The sequence below is a fragment of the Micromonospora echinofusca genome (genome assembly GCF_900091445.1).
In the GTDB taxonomy this organism is placed as follows: Bacteria; Actinomycetota; Actinomycetes; order Mycobacteriales; family Micromonosporaceae; genus Micromonospora; species Micromonospora echinofusca.
Genome location: NZ_LT607733.1, coordinates 3,263,072 through 3,278,940 on the forward strand (window position 1 = coordinate 3,263,072; position 15,869 = coordinate 3,278,940).

General features: G+C 67.6%; 14 protein-coding genes. 4 read left to right on the plus strand and 10 right to left on the minus strand.

Going from position 1 to position 15,869, the window contains the following annotated elements:
- Positions 1–18 precede the first annotated feature (18 nt).
- On the plus strand, positions 19–324 hold the full coding sequence (locus GA0070610_RS14310) for a hypothetical protein (protein WP_089000495.1): 306 nt from the start codon (positions 19–21) through the stop codon (positions 322–324).
- A 106-nt stretch (positions 325–430) separates the two neighbouring features.
- Here GA0070610_RS14310 and GA0070610_RS14315 read toward each other — a convergent pair whose 3' ends face one another.
- Complete coding sequence (locus GA0070610_RS14315) at positions 431–682, minus strand: hypothetical protein (RefSeq protein ID WP_089000496.1); 252 nt, start codon at positions 680–682, stop codon at positions 431–433.
- Positions 679–966, minus strand: coding sequence for a DivIVA domain-containing protein (locus GA0070610_RS14320; RefSeq protein WP_089000497.1), 288 nt, complete (start codon positions 964–966; stop codon positions 679–681). Before GA0070610_RS14320 ends, GA0070610_RS14315 begins: the two co-directional genes overlap by 4 nt.
- 262 nt (positions 967–1,228) lie before the next feature.
- Here GA0070610_RS14320 and GA0070610_RS14325 point away from each other — a divergent pair, with 262 nt between their 5' ends.
- Both GA0070610_RS14325 and GA0070610_RS14330 read left to right on the plus strand, forming a co-directional pair.
- Complete coding sequence (locus tag GA0070610_RS14325; protein WP_089000498.1) at positions 1,229–2,116, plus strand: helix-turn-helix domain-containing protein; 888 nt, start codon at positions 1,229–1,231, stop codon at positions 2,114–2,116.
- The gene (locus GA0070610_RS14330) at positions 2,109–2,312 is read left to right on the plus strand and encodes a DUF397 domain-containing protein (protein ID WP_089000499.1); all 204 of its coding nucleotides are present in this window, start codon (positions 2,109–2,111) and stop codon (positions 2,310–2,312) included. Before GA0070610_RS14325 ends, GA0070610_RS14330 begins: the two co-directional genes overlap by 8 nt.
- A gap of 239 nt (positions 2,313–2,551) precedes the next feature.
- Here GA0070610_RS14330 and GA0070610_RS14335 read toward each other — a convergent pair whose 3' ends face one another.
- From GA0070610_RS14335 to GA0070610_RS14370, 8 genes are all read right to left on the minus strand, one after another.
- Positions 2,552–3,238 carry a DUF6308 family protein gene (locus GA0070610_RS14335; protein WP_089000500.1) on the minus strand — a complete coding sequence of 229 codons (687 nt, stop codon included), beginning with the start codon at positions 3,236–3,238 and terminating at the stop codon, positions 2,552–2,554.
- Positions 3,235–4,392, minus strand: coding sequence for a restriction system modified-DNA reader domain-containing protein (locus GA0070610_RS14340; RefSeq protein WP_089003500.1), 1,158 nt, complete (start codon positions 4,390–4,392; stop codon positions 3,235–3,237). Before GA0070610_RS14340 ends, GA0070610_RS14335 begins: the two co-directional genes overlap by 4 nt.
- On the minus strand, positions 4,392–6,002 hold the full coding sequence (locus GA0070610_RS14345; RefSeq protein ID WP_089000501.1) for a serine/threonine-protein kinase: 1,611 nt from the start codon (positions 6,000–6,002) through the stop codon (positions 4,392–4,394). Before GA0070610_RS14345 ends, GA0070610_RS14340 begins: the two co-directional genes overlap by 1 nt.
- A 45-nt stretch (positions 6,003–6,047) precedes the next feature.
- Positions 6,048–6,938, minus strand: a complete 891-nt coding sequence (locus GA0070610_RS14350; RefSeq protein ID WP_089000502.1) for a hypothetical protein — start codon at positions 6,936–6,938, stop codon at positions 6,048–6,050.
- Between the two features lie 58 nt (positions 6,939–6,996).
- A complete protein-coding gene (locus GA0070610_RS14355; protein WP_089000503.1) occupies positions 6,997–10,044 on the minus strand; it encodes a type I restriction endonuclease subunit R in 3,048 nt (1,015 codons plus the stop codon).
- Positions 10,041–11,183, minus strand: a complete 1,143-nt coding sequence (locus GA0070610_RS14360) for a restriction endonuclease subunit S (protein ID WP_089000504.1) — start codon at positions 11,181–11,183, stop codon at positions 10,041–10,043. The genes GA0070610_RS14355 and GA0070610_RS14360 overlap by 4 nt, the downstream gene beginning before the upstream one ends.
- A complete protein-coding gene (locus GA0070610_RS14365; protein ID WP_231926119.1) occupies positions 11,183–13,144 on the minus strand; it encodes a type I restriction-modification system subunit M in 1,962 nt (653 codons plus the stop codon). Before GA0070610_RS14365 ends, GA0070610_RS14360 begins: the two co-directional genes overlap by 1 nt.
- 117 nt (positions 13,145–13,261) lie before the next feature.
- Complete coding sequence (locus GA0070610_RS14370) at positions 13,262–15,199, minus strand: N-6 DNA methylase (protein WP_231926120.1); 1,938 nt, start codon at positions 15,197–15,199, stop codon at positions 13,262–13,264.
- 108 nt (positions 15,200–15,307) lie between these two features.
- Here GA0070610_RS14370 and GA0070610_RS14375 point away from each other — a divergent pair, with 108 nt between their 5' ends.
- Positions 15,308–15,838, plus strand: coding sequence for a DUF4352 domain-containing protein (locus tag GA0070610_RS14375; protein WP_089000507.1), 531 nt, complete (start codon positions 15,308–15,310; stop codon positions 15,836–15,838).
- Positions 15,839–15,869: the final 31 nt, after the last annotated feature.

Genomic DNA, 15,869 nt, shown 5'->3' on the forward strand with positions numbered 1-15,869 from the left:
GCTTCGACCGTGCGGGTCATGGCGGACTACGAGTGTTATCCGACGTGGCTGACTGGAGTCGCCGGGGCCGACAACGTCGATCCCGGCGGGCTGCCGATCTCAGACGAACTGGCGGCGTCGCTGTTGCAGTGGGCACAGACATACGACGGCACGCTGGATCGGGATGATCCAGCCTCGTCCGGATTCCCCGACGCGGACCAAGAGGCGGACTTCTACGCCGCCGGCCACGAGCTGGCCCGACGTCTCGCCGCCGAACTCTCAGGCCGGTACACCGTCGAGTACTTCGACGGACGGTTCGGACGCCTGGTCCCCGCTGGTTCGTAGGACGATCGCGGACTCACGGAGCCAGTCGCGGCGGGGACCGGAGCTGGCGGTTCCTCGGCTACCACTGGGCGTCAGGGCCGGTCCCGCAGCCAGTGCTCGTCCGCCCTCACCGGGGCAGGCGGCGGGAGCAGGCGCCGTCGTGGTCGGCGCGGAGCAGGCAGCGCCGGCCGCCGGGCATCCGCAGGTCACAGAAGATCCGGTGACGTACGTGCTGGTTGTCCTCTTCCGAAACGGTGATCTCCCCTGGGTCGGTCTGCGGCAGCACCAGCAGCCAACGGCTGATCACCCGGGCCAGCCGCTGTGCGGCCGGCAGGTCGGCGGCGGCGACGGGCAGGTGCACGACGTACCGCTGGGTCATGCCTGGCTTCCCCGGTCGGCGCGGGCGCGGGCCTGCTCGGACTGCCAGCGGCGCAGCGCGTCCTTGATGACGGCGGTCTCCCGGCGGCTGGCGGCCAGTGCGGCGTAGACGTTGGCCATGTCGCCGGCGACGCGGTCGAGGAAGTCGTAGACGTCGGCCGGTTCCAGGCCGCGGCGTCCGAGCCCGACCGACTTGAAGCGGCGCTCACGCACCTGCCACGGCAGCAGACTGGTGTACGCCGAGGAGCGGTAGGTCGCTCCCGGTCGTTGGTTGCGGACGCTCATCTGCTGCCTGCCTCTCCCTCGTGGACTGGAAGGGGTGGCCCGTCCGCCCTCCCCGCACGCACGGGCCACCCCGCTCTGCCGCCGCAGCTTCGATCAGCGGTACGACACCAGGGCCTGTGGTCATCCTGTGACGGCGCGCAGCGCCGAAGCAACGTTCCACACCAGAATTCTTCCCAGAGGTATTGACTTTCTTTGCTGCTACCGATAGCTGTTACATGACCACGTGACGCAGTGTTGCGCGACGGAATCAGGGAGTGTTTGGGTGACCGAGGATGTCGGATCGACCGTGCCGCGCCGGCAACTCGGCCGGCTGCTACGCCAGTACCGCACCGAGGCGGGCGTGACCCTCGACGCCGCCGCCGAGGCCCTCGAATACAGCCGGCAGAAGATCTGGCGGATCGAATGCGGCATGGGCCCGGTCCGCGTGCTCGACGTCAAGGCGATGTGCGAGCTGTACGGGGTGTCCGCCGAAATGACCGAGGCGATGCGCGGGCTCGCCACGGAGACGAAGTCCAAGGGCTGGTGGCACGCGTACGGCGACGCGGTCCCGAGCTGGTTCGAGCTGTACGTCGGCCTGGAATCCGCCGCCGCGCACCTCCGCCGGTACGACGAGTCGCTGATCCCCGGAATCCTTCAGACCAAGGAGTACGCCCACGCCCTCTACCGTCTTGGCGGGCGGTTGAGCGACGAAGAACGCGAACGGGCGGTGCAGGTTCGGCTTCAGCGACAGGCACTTCTCGTCCGACGGCTACCGGCGGCACCCCGACTTGATGCCGTGCTGTCGGAGGCGGTGCTCCGGCGGGTTCTCGGCGGTCCCGAGGTGATGAGCCGCCAACTCGACCAGCTCATCAAACTCTCGGGCCTCCCAAACGTGTCGGTCAGGGTGCTGCCGCTGGCAGCGGGGCCTCAGCCCGGCGCGGTAGCCGGGTCCTTCGTCATCCTCGACTTTCCACCGACCAAGGGTGGTCGCGCCGCCCCAGAACCATCCGTCGTCCACAGCGAGTCCCTGACAGGAGCGCTCTACCTCGACAAGCCCGACGAGATGGCCGCCTACGACCGAATCTGGAGGGGCCTGGATGCACTCGCCCTCGGCGAGGCAGAATCGAGAGACATGATCAAGCGGCTCATCGGGGAGATGCGACATGACTGACCTGACCGGCGCCGTCTGGCGCAAGAGCACCCGCAGCGGCGACAACGGCGGCGACTGCGTCGAGGTCGCCACCAACCTCCCTGGCATCGTCGCCGTCCGCGACTCGAAGAACAGCTCGGGGCCAGCATTGACCTTCGCTCCGGATGCCTGGGAGACCTTCGTCAGCAGAGTGAAGGGCGGGCACCTGACGTCCTGAACCAACGCCCACCGAATCACTGCTGTCCGAATGCCACCGCAAGCTACATGATGGCGCTATGACACCGCGGAGTTGGACGACCGACGAACTTCGGCAGGAACTGGCCAAGTATCACCAAGCACTCCTCGCCGCCGGCAACCACAGGCCGTCCACGATCAGCACCTACATTCAACATCCAGAACGCTTCATCGCGTATCTGGAGGGCCGCTACGACCCCCGACAGCCCCAGGGGCGCAACGCTAACGGCCGCTCGTAGGAAGCCGCCCGCCCGGGCATCGGTAGCCGGTGTGCTCGTCGCGGTGACGCATCCACATGACCACGTCGAGGATCCGGAGCAGGGAGATGGTGTCCGGCAGTTCGGCTTGCCGCCGGAGATCGGCGAGCCGTTCGGCGAGGATCCCGTCCCGCTCCCCCAGACGGCCGTGCAGCCAGCGCCAGAAGTCCTTCCTCGTACGGAAGGCGCAGGCGACAACCTCGTCGTAGACCGGTACGAGGTGAGGCCGCTTGCGGGCGAGCAGCTTCCCTGCCACCACCCAGCCGATCCCGTCGGCCTTCCGCAGCAACCGCCACGCCCTGTAGGCGCCTTGCCCCTTCTCGACGAGAGGCAAGGCGCCGGGGTGGCCCAGCGCAACGGTCGTCGGTATCTCGCCCAGTTCCGCCGACACCGCCTCTCCGAGCGCGCCCTGCAACAGGTCCAAGGCGGTGCGCGGCGGCACCCGGACACTGAGCAGCTCGACCGCGATCAGGTCCTCCGCCGTGACGAGGTTGCAGGTCTCCGGCCGGTCGCCACCGCCTCCGAGTCGTTCGAACTGTCCACCAGTGAAAGCCGATTCGCCTGCGTGCCCGAAGTACCGCTTCAGGTCGGTGACGGACTGCGGATCGCTCAGGACCGCGAGGATCTCCGCGAGGGTCAGCGGCTGTTTCATGCCTCCCCCTCAGTCGCGAGGCGTCGCCGGATCTCCTTGAGCGACACCACGTCACCGGCACGGGCGTCCTCCGCAGACCAGAAGTCGAGCCCGTCGGTGGCTCGGCGGGTGGCTGTGATCGAAGGGCCGTGCACCTCGATCTTCACTGCCTCGCCGGCCGCACTCGGGGAGCCGAGGGTCCGCCCGCCGTAGCGGATGCTGCCATCCGCCAGCAGTTCGGCAACGTACTGCTTGCCGAGGTACTTCCCGTAAAGTCTGCTGCCCGGGCGTAACCGACCGGCCCTGATCAGGTCGATCACCTTCAGCGCGCGTTCCCCCTCCGACACCGGCCGCTTGTGCGAACGGCTCTTGGCAGGGCGGACCGGAGTTTGCTGCTGAGGCAGCACGGGGGCCACCGTCGGAGGCACAACGGGCACCGTCTCGACATGTTCCATAGCACCAAGAGGGCTGACAGACGCGACGCCGGTGGAGGCAGCCGACGACGGGAAGTCGAAGGTGGCACGAACGCGGATGAGGCTGGCACGTATCTCGTCCCGAGTAAGTCTCGACAAACGACGGTCCAACATCGTCACCAACTCCGCCGCCGGCTCTCCATCCCCGAACAGTTCGAGCAGCTCACCATGGACCTGTCGGTCGACGAAGTAGCCCTTCCAAAGCTCTTCAATACGGTTGTCCCGCATGTTGTCCTTGCTCAGCAGTGACAGCAACTCCGCAGTGTCGTCGAGGCTGTCCTCCAATCGGACGGCGCGGAACAGCTTGTGCTCGATGGGTACGGGCGCATGGGCGTTGTAGATCCGCCACTCCGCGCCATCAGTCAACGCCACCCACTCGACACCGGCCACCGCGGCGTAGCTGATGGTCTGATTGGCCCACCGTGGATCGTCGAGATTCTCCCCGAGGCCCTTGGCTTCGACGAACAGCCGTGGCGTACGAAGAAGGAGCAGGGCGTAGTCGACGGGGTTGTCCGGGCCGCGTCGCCGGTATTCCCGGTGTACCTCGTCCGGGTCGAACAGGTCCCACCCGAGCGCTCCGATGACGGGTTCGATGAGCCCCGCCTTGGTGTTCTGTTCACCGATGCGCTGGTGTTGACGGCGGAAGCGCGCCACCCGCTCGACGCACTGCTTGAGGGCGTCCTCCAGCTCGACCGTGCTCATCACTCCTCGCTCCGTCCGTTCGTGCCATCGAGCAGGTTCTCGCCCAACCGGTGGAGATGGCTGAGCAGCGCCGCGATCTCGCCAGCGGCGGACGACTCTGGCCCGTACCGGCCGGTGACGTCCCGCAGCAGGCCCGTCAGCTGATGCCGAGCATCTGTCACCTCGCCGAGACCGGCGGCGAGCATGGCGATCTGCTGCCGCAACGGGAACAGTTCCGTCGCGCCCGGAGAACCGACCCTCTGTTCCTCGGCGAGCAGGGCGCGCAGCTCAGCCATTGCGGCGGCAGCCTCGCCCAGTTCCGCCTGGCAGACGGCGGCCTGTTGCCGGCAGTGCCAGATCAGCTCCTGGTCCGGCACCGGTCGCGCGGCCAGGTCGGGGATCAGCCGCTGAAACTCGGGCAGCGCCTGCCGGAACGCGCCAGCGAGCACGTAGAGGTTGGCCAGGTTGACACGCAGCTCCAGGATCCTCGGCTGCTTGGCTGCGCCGTGTGCCTTGCGGATCGGGCGCAGTGCGGTCTCCAGCAGCTCGGCCGCCTGGGTGAACCGCTCCTCCTCTGCCAGCTCCCAGGCCCGCTCCTCGACCTCCGCCAGCTCGTCGGCAGAGGGGACGGGGATGACCTCCGGCGCGCTGCGAGGCCGCACCACGTCGATCTTCGTGGGGGCAAGGGGCGCCCGGGGTGGCAGCGGACCGAAGGGGTACCGGTAGGGCATCGTCGGATCGACCCGCTGGCCGTCCGCCACTGTCGTTGCCCGGTCGGCGGCAAGGTCCGGCTCGACGGCACCGAGCGGCATCAGAATCCCGTACACCTCGGCGGCGGACCCCGGACGGTGCTGCGGATCCTTGGCGAGCATCCGCACCACCAGCTGCGCCAGCACGTCCGGCACGCCGGCGCGGTGGTCCGTCACCGAGGGGACCGGGTCGTTCATGTGCCGATGCAGCATGCCGAGCGGGTTGTCCGCCCGGTAGGGCGGGTTGCCGGTCAGCAGTTCGAACAGCACACAGCCGAGCGCATACAGATCCGCCTTCGGGCCCACCGTACTGTTCAACGCCTGCTCGGGCGCCATGTAGGTGGGCGTGCCGAGGGTGTGGCCGGTGGCGGTCAGTCGGGGTACATCTGCCGGGCCGAGCAGCGCAGCCACCCCGAAGTCGAGGACCTTGACCGAGCCGGTGGGTGTGACCATCAGGTTCTGCGGCTTGAGGTCACGGTGCACCAGCGAGGCCGCGTGCGCCGTCGCCAGGACGGAGCAGATCTGCGCCCCGATCGCCGCGGCCCACGGCACCGAGAGCCAGCCGCGTTCCGCGACCAGGTCGGAGAGGAGCATGCCGGGTACGAGCTGCATGACGATGTAGATGTCGTCGCCCTGAACGCCGACGTCATACACGCTGGGTACCCCGGGATGGTCGAGCCGGGCGGTGACCCGTGCCTCCCGCATGAACCGCTCGACCGCGTTCTCCCGCTCGCCGTCCGGAATGGAGAGCTTGCGGAGGAACTTGATCGCGACGGGCCGGTCGAGCTTCTCGTCGAAGCCGGCCCACACCTCTCCCATGCCACCGCGACCGACCGCGTACGTGAGTTCGTAGCGGTCGGCCACGCGGTCCTGCGCCCGCATCAAACCCCCAGGTCAATCGGTCTACTGGCCTCGTCGTCGATACCGTCAGTGCTTGCCGCCGTACAAGTCGTTGAGTTCGCGGTAGGCGTCGAGCACAGCCGTCGTCTCGTCCGCGAGCTGTTCGCTCGCACCCGACGGTCCCGACATGGGGTCGACCACAAGCTCAGCGAGCGCCTTCTCGGTCCGCTGAAGCGTCTCGTCCAGCTCACGGTCACGGATGAACCGCTCTCCGGCCTCAGCGGCGGCGGTCAGTTGCCCGACGAGCGTCGCCAGTTCGCCGTTGACTTCCTTCCACAGTGCGTCGGCCTGCTGCCGCTGGTGTTTCAAGTCCCGGTACGCGCGGCTCGACTCGTCCGTGGTGTCCTTCTCGTGCCGCCGCAGGTCGTCGCGGACCGCCCGGATGTCCTGCTTGCGCGCCAGGTTCTTGGCACCGTCCCAGAGCGCCTGCGCCAGGAGCTCACCGGCCTCGCTGGGCTCGACGAGCTCGTCGAGTGCAGGGAGCGTCCGACCCACCCGCTCGGCGAGCGTGACCAGTGCCCGGAAGGAGCGCTGTTCCTGCGGCGTGGTCAGCAGTCGGTGGATGTCGGGGAAACTGCGAAGGTCCGGCGTGCGGACTGTGCCCTGCTGCTCGGCCCTGATCGCGCCGACGATGGCTGCGGCGCCAAGAACGAAGGCGACCACGAAGATCACCCCGGCGTACGGCGCTCCTCCCGCCAGGCAGATACCGATCGAGACGACGGCGATCAGGATCATCTGCTGGGTCGCCCGCCGGTTCGCCGCTTCCCGACTCATGGGGGCGTCGGGGCTGACGTCGGTGACGCTGCCCCATTCGTGCACCCGGGCCCGCCCGCTGACCCCCACCTCGGTCAACGCGACCGCAGTGGTCTTCGCGTCACTGGCGATCCACAGGTGGACGTAGTTCTCCGACGACGTCACGAGACGTTGCCTTTCTCCGAGGGGTTCGACTCACCGCTTGTCCGGCGCGGGTGACCGCTCAGGCGATGCCCTTGCGGCGGCGGATCATCTGGTACGCCTGCCGGCGCGCGAACTGGTTGAGCTGCGACCGCAAAGCGTCGTCGTCGAGGTAGCGCTGCATGAGCTTGCCGTTGTCGTCGTGCCGGGACAGGATCACGTCCTCGATCCGCTTGTCGCAGACGACACCGAAGTTGCTCTCGTCGTTGACCATCGCGGCGGCTTCGAGGGTGCCGTCCTCGGCGAGGGCGACGATCTGCTGCTCGACCCAGACCTTGTCCGACTCGCCAAGCCCGATGCCGAACTTGTCGTTGAACGCGTCGATCAGCTCGGACAGGGCCACCTTCTCCGGGTCGTGCTGCCGGCCCGCCGCCCCGCCCACGAAGCCGGGCAGCATCTGCTCGCCCTCGGGCGTCAGCGACGCGTCGTGCTCGCCGGTCTTGCTGACCCGCAGGTGGGTCAGCTGCACCTCGCCGATGTCGACGGACGGATCCTGCCGGCGAGGCAGCCGGTTGAGCAGCGCCCGCCCGTACAGGTAGAGACGTTCCAGGTCCTCGTCGTGGTAGGGCACGACCTGGCTGAGGAACGCGTACATCCGGGTGTAGTCGCGCAGCGCGGACCGGAAGCCGTCGGCGGCCTCCGGGTCGTCGGCAGCGAGGGCCTTGTAGCGATCGACGGCCGGCTCGGTGAAGCGGTAGAGCGCGGCGTGCGCCCGCTGCAGGCCGGTGTCGCTGGTCGCCTTGCGTTCCGCGGCGAGCAGCGCCTCGGCGTACGCCTGCATCTCCGAGTCGACCAGCACCGGATACCCGGTGACCGCGTTCTGCGCCGTGTAGAGCAGGTTCGGGTCGGTGGGGGTGGTGGCGGCGGTCTCGAAGTACGGCTTGAACTGCTCGGCGATGTCGCCGGCCTCGTTGACGAAGTCGAGGACGAAGATGTCGCCCTGGGCCTTGAGCGGGTGGGTCCGGTTGAGCCGGGACAGGGTCTGCACGGCGGCGACGCTCTTGAGGAGCTTGTCGACATACATCGTGGTGAGCAGCGGCTGGTCGAAGCCGGTCTGGTACTTCTCGGCGACGACCAGGATCCGGTACTCGGTGTCCTGCTTGGCCCTCGGCGTGCCAGCGTGCTTGTCGTCGGCGGCGGTGTAGGCGAACTTCTCGGGCAGCTCGCCCTCGCTGAACCCGTTGACCCGCGCCTCGGTGTGCTCGACGCCGTCGACCTCCAGCTCACCCGAGAAGGCGACCAGGGAGTCGCAGCCGACGTAGCCCTGCAGGCCGACGTACTTCTTGATGGCGGTGTGCAGACGGACGGCAGCCTCGCGGGAGCCGGTGACCACCATGGCCTTGGCGCGACCGCCGAGGCGCGGCGCAGTGTGCTTGCGGAAGTGCTCGACGATGATCTCGGCCTTCTGCGCCTGCATCGTCGGGTGCAGGCTGGCGAAGCGGGCAAGCTGCGCGCCGGCCTTCTTCGGGTCGACGTCCGGGTCGTCGGGGTTGGCGTTGGCCAGCTTCCAGTACGACTTGTAGGTCACGTAGTTGCGCAGCACGTCGAGGATGAAGCCCTCCTCGATGGCCTGCCGCATCGAGTACGTGTGGAACGGCTGCGGGTTGCCGGTGACCGGGTGCGGCGTGCCGAACAACTCCAGGGTCTTCGGCTTCGGCGTGGCGGTGAAGGCGAAGTACGATAGCGTCTCGTGCCGGCCCCGGGCCAGCGCGGAGGCGGTGAGCAGGTCACCCGACTCGTCGACGTCGTCGCTGCCGAGCTTGAGCAGCACCTTCTTCAGCGCGGCGGCCGAGTCGCCGGACTGCGACGAGTGCGCCTCGTCGACGATGACGGCGAACCGCTTGCCCTTGAGCCCCTGCACCTTGTCGAGGATGTAGGGGAACTTCTGCATGGTGGTGATGACCACCTTGGCGGTCTCGCCCTGGAGGGCGGCGGCGAGCTGTGCGGAGTCCTTGTCGATCCGCTGCACCACGCCCGGCACGTGCTCGAACTGGAAGACGGTGTCCTGCAACTGCCGGTCCAGCACCACCCGGTCGGTGATGATGATGACCTTGTCGAAGACCGGCTCGTTGGGGCGCAGCCGTTCGTCGTCGACCACGGGCGCGGTGTGCAGGCTGGACAGCCGGTGCGCCAGCCAGGCGATGGTGTTCGACTTGCCCGACCCGGCCGAGTGCATGACCAGGTAGTTGTGGCCGGAACCGTGGCGGGCCGCGTGGTCGGTGAGCTGGGTGACCGCGTGCCACTGGTGGTAGCGCGGGAAGATCAGGCTCCGCGACTCCTTGTCGGTGTGCAGGAACCGCCGCACCAGGTCCATCCAGGTGTCCGGGTGCCAGATCTGCTCCCACAGGTAGGAGCTGCGGTAACCGGACGCGCCGACCGGCGGGTTGCCGGCGCCGCCGGAGACACCCGGCCCGTCCGAGCCGGTGTTGAAGGGCAGAAACCGCGTCTTCTCCCCCGCCAGCTTCGTCGTCACGAAGACCAGGTCGGGATCCACGGCGAAGTGCACGAGAGTACGCCGAGCGAAGAGCAGTTCCTTCGGGTCACGGGTCTTGCGGTACTGCTCCTTGGCGTCCTCGACGGTCTGGCCGGTCAGCGGGTTCTTCAGTTCGGCCGTGGCGAGCGGGATGCCGTTGACGAAGAGCACCAGGTCGAGAGTGTTGTTGTTGCTGGTCGAGTAGGCGAGCTGGCGGGTGACGGTGAGGCGGTTAGCGCGGTAGAGCTTGAGCGCGTCGTCGGTGATGGCATGAGCGGGCTTGAAGTAGGCAAGCCGGATCAGGACGCCCTTGTCCTTGACGCCTCGGCGGAGGACGTCGAGGGGGCCGCGTTCGTCGATCTGCCTGGCGAGATGCTGGGCGAATTGCCGCTGCGCCTCGTCTGGGTTATTGCCGTGGTATGCCAGCAACTTCGCCCACTCGTCCGGCTGGGTAGCGCCAATGAAGGCGAGAAGTTCGGCGGTATCGAGCCCGAGTTGCCGAGCGTAATCGCTCGCGGCGCCGCGCAGCCACCCCGAGCCCAGCAGCGCCGCCTTGATCGCCACCTCGAACATCTGCTCTTGATTTGCCAGGCTCATACGTCAACCCCCCGCGCCGTCGTCACGTCGATCTGACCCGTTACGGCAGCTGTGATCAGCGCCTTCCGCCGCTCATTAAGCAGGGAAACCTGCTGTCGCGCCAACGTTTGGATGCTCCGTGTAATTTTCTCCGCAGCAGACAGGTTTGCGACCAGCCGAGACTGCTGTTCGACAGGTACGTATGGAACCCTAAGATTGCCATACCGCTCGGCGTTGAAATTCTGAATTGTCGCACTGACAGATTCGAGTTGAATCTGCTGCCAGTAGGTGGCCGACTGACAAAAGAAGGCAACATACTCCGGCAGTACCAAATCTTTTCGGAAGCGGGCCCGGATCAGATATCCGGCGAATGCCGCAGGACCCCAATCCGCCTTGTAGAGAAAGGTCTTGCCAACGGTAGCACCGCTTCGGGTGAATAGGAGATCGCCGTCTGCAAGCATGTATCGCCGTGCAATCTCTGGCGGCAACGAAACGAACGTCTCGTCTCTCAGATTCCCATCGGGTGCGACATCCGTCGTCCTGATGTACCGCGGCCAGTTTCGCTCCTGATGCTGCGCCGCTTCTGCGGCTCCATACTCGAGCGGACGCGCTAGCAAGAACTTTAGTCGTGTTGATGTCGCAGCAGGTCCCACTAGCTGCCACTCGATGAGGGACGAGAAACGCTCTCCATTTAGATGGATAGCCCGCTGCCTAGCCTCCACGGCACGATTAACTCGCGAGCACTCAATGTCGAGGAAGTGGGCGATCCGACGCTGCTCCTCCACAGAAGGAGGCGTCGGAACGAGTACCCCATGTGCGGTTTCGCGAGAAAGCCCGGGAACACCTACATCCTGCGATGAACCCTTAAGGTTCACCATTTGCAACACATAGTACAGCCACCGGAGATCCACCGTCGAAGTGCGGCCATCGATTGCATATGCAGTATCGATGACGAAGGCGCCCCGTTGAGCCCAATGGACAGTGCCGTAACTTCCCTTCCTGCCCACCACGATCGCGGGTGCATCAGTGTTCCCCACATGATGGCTGCCGCTAACTCCACCAGAACCATAGACGGGAACTTCGCCGGGGCTGCGCAGTTCAGCTGAAAGAGCGTCACCGTATCGCAGCTGAGCGATGCGCTTCAGAGGAATCAATTCCATTATGAGGTTACCTGACCAAGGAGCGCCCGGATCTCTGCCTCAAGCGCGTTGATCTCTGCGTCAATCTCCGTCAATGGTCTCGGAGAGCCATAGAGGTAGAAGTGACGGGTGAACGGGATCTCATACCCAATTTTGGCCTTGGTCTCGTCGATCCAGGCATCCGGAACGTGGGGCAGCACCTCGCGCTTGAGGTAGGCGTGGATGTCCTCGTCCAGCGGTACGTTCTCATTGTCGCGCAGGTCAGAGTCCGGCAACGGCTTGCCCTTGCGGTCAGTCTGCACCTCCCCCTCAGGGTCGCTGACCGAGAACGCCTCCCACACCGCCTTCTCCACCGCCGCCGGCAGCTTGCCCAGCCCGTTCAGCTTCATGGCGAACTCGGCACGGGTCGCGGACGACGTACCGATGAGCGACTTCGTCGCCGCCAGCAGCGACTCCCGCTCGGCGTACTTGAGCACCGCCTTCGCCTCCGCGAGCAGCGCGACCGTCTCCTCGGTGACCTCGAAGCGCAGCCGCAACGGGCGCTCGACGGTGATCCGCTGGTAGCCGAAGTCGGTGGTCTTGAAGACCTTCACCTTGGCGTGCTGCGGGTGCTCGGGGTCGTCCGCGATGGACAGCGCGTCGACGTACGCTCGGGTCAGCTCGGCGATGTGCTCGTCGGTGAGCATCTTGCGCTTGTCGCCGAGGCTCTTGCGCATCTTGGTCCAGTAGTCGCGGCCGTCAAGCAGCACGACCTTGCGCGCACGGGCCGGGTCCTTGCGGTTGCTGAGGATCCAGAAGTACGTCGAGATGCCGGTGTTGTAGAAGAGCTGGTCGGGCAGGGCGACGATGCCTTCGAGGAGGTCGTTCTCCAGGATCCAGCGACGGATCTCCGACTCGCCCGACCCGGCCGCGCCCGTGAACAGCGGTGAGCCGTTGAAGACGATCGCCAGGCGGCTACCGCCGTCCTCGGGGCGCTTCATCTTCGAGACCATGTGCTGGAGGAAGAGCAGCGAGCCGTCGTTGATCCGGGGCAGGCCGGCGCCGAAGCGGCCGGCGTGGCCGCGCGCGGCCTCCGCCTTGATGTAGTTCTCGACCTTTTTCCACTCCACGCCGAACGGCGGGTTGGCGAGCATGTAGTCGAAGCGCTCGCCCTCGTGGCCGTCCTGGCTGAACGAGTTGCCGTAGGCGATCTTCGTCGGGTCGCCGCCTTTGAGCATCATGTCGGAGCGGCAGATCGCGTACGTCTCGCCGTTGAGCTCCTGCCCGTACACCTCGACGGTGGCGTGCGGGTTGTGCTCCTGGATGTGGTCCTGGGCCTCGCTGAGCATGCCGCCGGTGCCGCAGGCTGGGTCGTAGATCTTGCGGACGATGCCGGGGGTGACCAGGTCGTCCTCGTCGGGGGCGAGCAGCAGGTTGACCATCAGCTTGATGACCTCGCGCGGGGTGAAGTGCTCACCGGCGGTCTCGTTGCTGATTTCGGAGAAGCGTCGGATCAGGTCCTCGAAGACGTAGCCCATCTGGTGGTTGGAGACCACGTCGGGATGCAGGTCGACCTCGCCGAACTTGGCCACGACCTGGTAGAGCAGTCCGGCCTCGGCGAGCCGGCTGATCTGGGTGTCGAAGCCGTACTTGTCCAGCACGTCAACGGCACCTGGCGAAAATCCGCCGATGTAGGCGCGCAGGTTGACTGCTACCTGGTCATGGTCGCCGAACGACGTCTTGAAGGACAGCTTGCTGGTGTTGTAGAACGGCAGCCCAGCAGCCCGACGCAGCACCGGCTCCATGTTCTGCACGCCCGCATCCTTGAGCTGTTGGTAGCGGGCAAGCACCGCGTCCTTCGTCGGCTCCAGCACACAGTCCAGCCGGCGCAGCACGGTCAGGGGCAGGATCACCCGGCCGTACTCGGACTGCTTGTAGTCGCCGCGCAGCAGGTCGGCCACCGACCAGATGAAGTTTGCGAGCTCTTGGTGCTTGGTACTCACCAGGTTCCTTTCGATTGCCTTAAGTGAAGGAGTATGGCCGCTGCCCTGAAGCGGTGCAGTCCCCCACCCGGTGCGGATGAGGAGCCCGTTTCGTCAGCAGGGGCGGCGATTGGTCCCTTACCGGCTCGGTCGCTTACCGCTCGGTCGCTGCTCAGCCTGGAGTGATCCCCGCGCGAGGCCGTCCGCGGTGAGCTGGACCAGCTCGGCCCCCAGCGACGCCGCCTGTCGGATTGCCGACTCGAAGGCGTCGAGGCGTCGGAATGCCTCACCGTGTGCCCGCTGCTCGTCGAGCGGCAGGCGCCGCACCTGGGCCCGCCGGATGTCGAAGCGGAGTGTGCCCGACAGGCTCGACGCCTGCTTCTCGTTGGCCGAGGTGCGCAGTTGTCCGGCGAGGAACCACGGGTCGAGCGCGGCCGGGTTGGGGCGCAGCAGGTAGAGGTTGCGGCCGAGGAGGGCTCCCTCGGCGATGATCACCCGAGGCGTGAGCGTGCGGGCGATCATCGGCACCACGACATCGCCCACCGCCAGGGGGATCTCTTGGCCCAGGCGGTCGTCGGCCTGGCCGGAGGCGTCGACGCCGGCCAGCACGTCCTGCACGGTGAGCATCGGCGGCCCGCCGGTCGATCCGCCACCTTCTGAGGATGAGTTGGCCCGGATGGGGCCGATCAGCTGCAATGCGCCGCTGCGGGCCAGCTCGGCGACCGTGACGAAAAGCGGTGTCGCCCCGTCGGGCGCGGGCGTTACCTGCGGCATCAGCGCCGGCAGGTCGCCGACGATGGCGGCCAGCCGCTCTCTGGTGCGTACCAGATGCTCGCCGCTCTGCTCGCCCCCGACGGCGGGTTGCCGACGGGCGGGGGTGAGGTCGACCTCCTCGTCGAGCAGCTCGATGACCGGCACCGCCCGGGCGAAGCCGGTCTCCTCGACCTCGGCGTCGGGTGCGGCGGTGAAGGTCCGCCAGGCGGCCAGGACCCGCGCCGAGAGTTCAGGTAGGTCGCCCTCTGCGGCGTCGACCAGCAGCGCCCGCGCCGGTGCGGGCGCGTCGGCCGTGGGCCGCCGCAACACCCACAGATGCAGCGGTACGCCGTGCGGCGCGGCCACCCCGCTCGGGAGTGCGATGACGGCGCGCAGCGCGCCGCGGCGCAGCAGCTCGGCGCGGATCCGCCGGCCCGCACGACGCCCGGCAGCCGCCGGCGGCATCAGGATCACGGCGTGCCCGCCGGGGCGCAGGTGGGCCAGCGCGTGCTGCACCCAGGCCAGCTCCGGCTCGGTACGCGGCGGGACGCCGAACTCCCAGCGGGGGTCGTAGCCGAGTTCCTCGTTGCCCCAGTTCGTGACGCCGAACGGCGGGTGGCAGATGACGGCGTCGACGGTGCGGCCGACAAAGGCGTCGGCGCGCAGTGAGTCGCCGGGGCACACCTCGCCGGGCACCTCACGCAGGGCAAGCCACAGCCCGGCCAGCCGGGCGAGGTCGTCGTCGAGCTCCTGCCCGTACGCCGCGACACAGCCGGCCCGGACGGCGGCCCGCAGCGTGGCACCGGACCCGGCGGCAGGGTCGAGGACGGAGCCGCCGCCGACGCCCGACAGCCCGACCATCAGGTCGGCCAGCTCGTCGGGGGTGGCCCAGGGGCGACCCGGGCCGGGCGCGGAGAAGCGCTGCCACAGCTCGTCGAAGGCGACCTGCGGCCCCAGTTCGTCGGCGAGCGCCTCGATTTCCGGTCGCAGGTCGGCGATGACGGGCGTGTCGGTGTGGCCACGGCGCGGTCGTCCGCCGCGCTGCCGGGCGAGCAGCAGCGCGCCGACGGCGGCCAGCCCGGTCGAGGGGGTCTCCCCCGCGGTGGCGAGGTGGCGCCAGAGCCGGTCGACCCGGGACAGCTCGGGGAGCTTGCCCTGCCGGCGCAGCCACTGCTCGACCTCTGTGAGGTCGAACTCGGGGCTGGCCGAGGTGCCACCCACCGGAGTCGGGAAGTCGGGATGGCGTTTCCGCCAGTTGCTGACCGCGGCGCGACCCACCCCGGCGAGCCGGGCGATCTCCGCTGCCGTAATGGTCGGGTTCACCTGCACCTCCGAAGTGTGTCACACCCGTCAAGCGTCATGTCCGTTGACACCGTTCACAGATGGTGCTCTCATTGACGCCGCCACCGTTCACACATCAGGAGGACCTCGATGCGCAAGACCACGACCCTCGCCCTGGCCGCCACCGCCCTCATCGCGCTCGGCTGCGGCGCCGGCTCCACCGACGAGACCAGCAGCTCGGGTGGCGACAGCGCCGCCAAGGTCGAGGAGAAGGCGGCGAAGACCGGCAAGATCGGCCAGCCGGCCCGGGACGGGAAGTTCGAGTTCACGGTGAAGTCGTCCAAGTGCGGCGTCGCCAAGGTCGGCGACAGCGTGCTCGGCGAGAAGGCGCAGGGCCAGTTCTGCCTGGTCACGATCAACGTCAAGAACGTCGGCAAGGAGTCGCAGATGTTCGACGGCAGCAGCCAGAAGGCGTACGCGGCCGACGGCACCGAGTACTCCGCCGACACCGGCGCCGCCATCTACGCCAACAAGAACGCCGAGACGTTCCTCAACGACATCAACCCCGGCAACCAGGTCACCGGTGTCGTGGTCTTCGACATCCCGAAGAACGTCAAGCTCACCAAGCTCGAGCTGCACGACTCGCCGTTCTCCGGCGGCGTCACCGTCGCCCTGAGCTGACTCCTCGCGCCGGGGGCAGGCCCCGCGAAGC

What these genes read in the sequence shown, in the direction of transcription:
- GA0070610_RS14345 (WP_089000501.1), bottom strand. Translation starts at nt 6,002, where the DNA reads ATGCGGGCGCAGGACCGCGTGGCCGACCGCTACGAACTCACGTACGCG.
- GA0070610_RS14340 (WP_089003500.1), bottom strand. Translation starts at nt 4,392, where the DNA reads ATGAGCACGGTCGAGCTGGAGGACGCCCTCAAGCAGTGCGTCGAGCGG.
- GA0070610_RS14320 (WP_089000497.1), bottom strand. Translation starts at nt 966, where the DNA reads ATGAGCGTCCGCAACCAACGACCGGGAGCGACCTACCGCTCCTCGGCG.
- GA0070610_RS14335 (WP_089000500.1), bottom strand. Translation starts at nt 3,238, where the DNA reads ATGAAACAGCCGCTGACCCTCGCGGAGATCCTCGCGGTCCTGAGCGAT.
- GA0070610_RS14315 (WP_089000496.1), bottom strand. Translation starts at nt 682, where the DNA reads ATGACCCAGCGGTACGTCGTGCACCTGCCCGTCGCCGCCGCCGACCTG.
- GA0070610_RS14310 (WP_089000495.1), top strand. Translation starts at nt 19, where the DNA reads ATGGCGGACTACGAGTGTTATCCGACGTGGCTGACTGGAGTCGCCGGG.
- GA0070610_RS14330 (WP_089000499.1), top strand. Translation starts at nt 2,109, where the DNA reads ATGACTGACCTGACCGGCGCCGTCTGGCGCAAGAGCACCCGCAGCGGC.
- GA0070610_RS14355 (WP_089000503.1), bottom strand. Translation starts at nt 10,044, where the DNA reads ATGAGCCTGGCAAATCAAGAGCAGATGTTCGAGGTGGCGATCAAGGCG.
- GA0070610_RS14360 (WP_089000504.1), bottom strand. Translation starts at nt 11,183, where the DNA reads ATGGAATTGATTCCTCTGAAGCGCATCGCTCAGCTGCGATACGGTGAC.
- GA0070610_RS14375 (WP_089000507.1), top strand. Translation starts at nt 15,308, where the DNA reads ATGCGCAAGACCACGACCCTCGCCCTGGCCGCCACCGCCCTCATCGCG.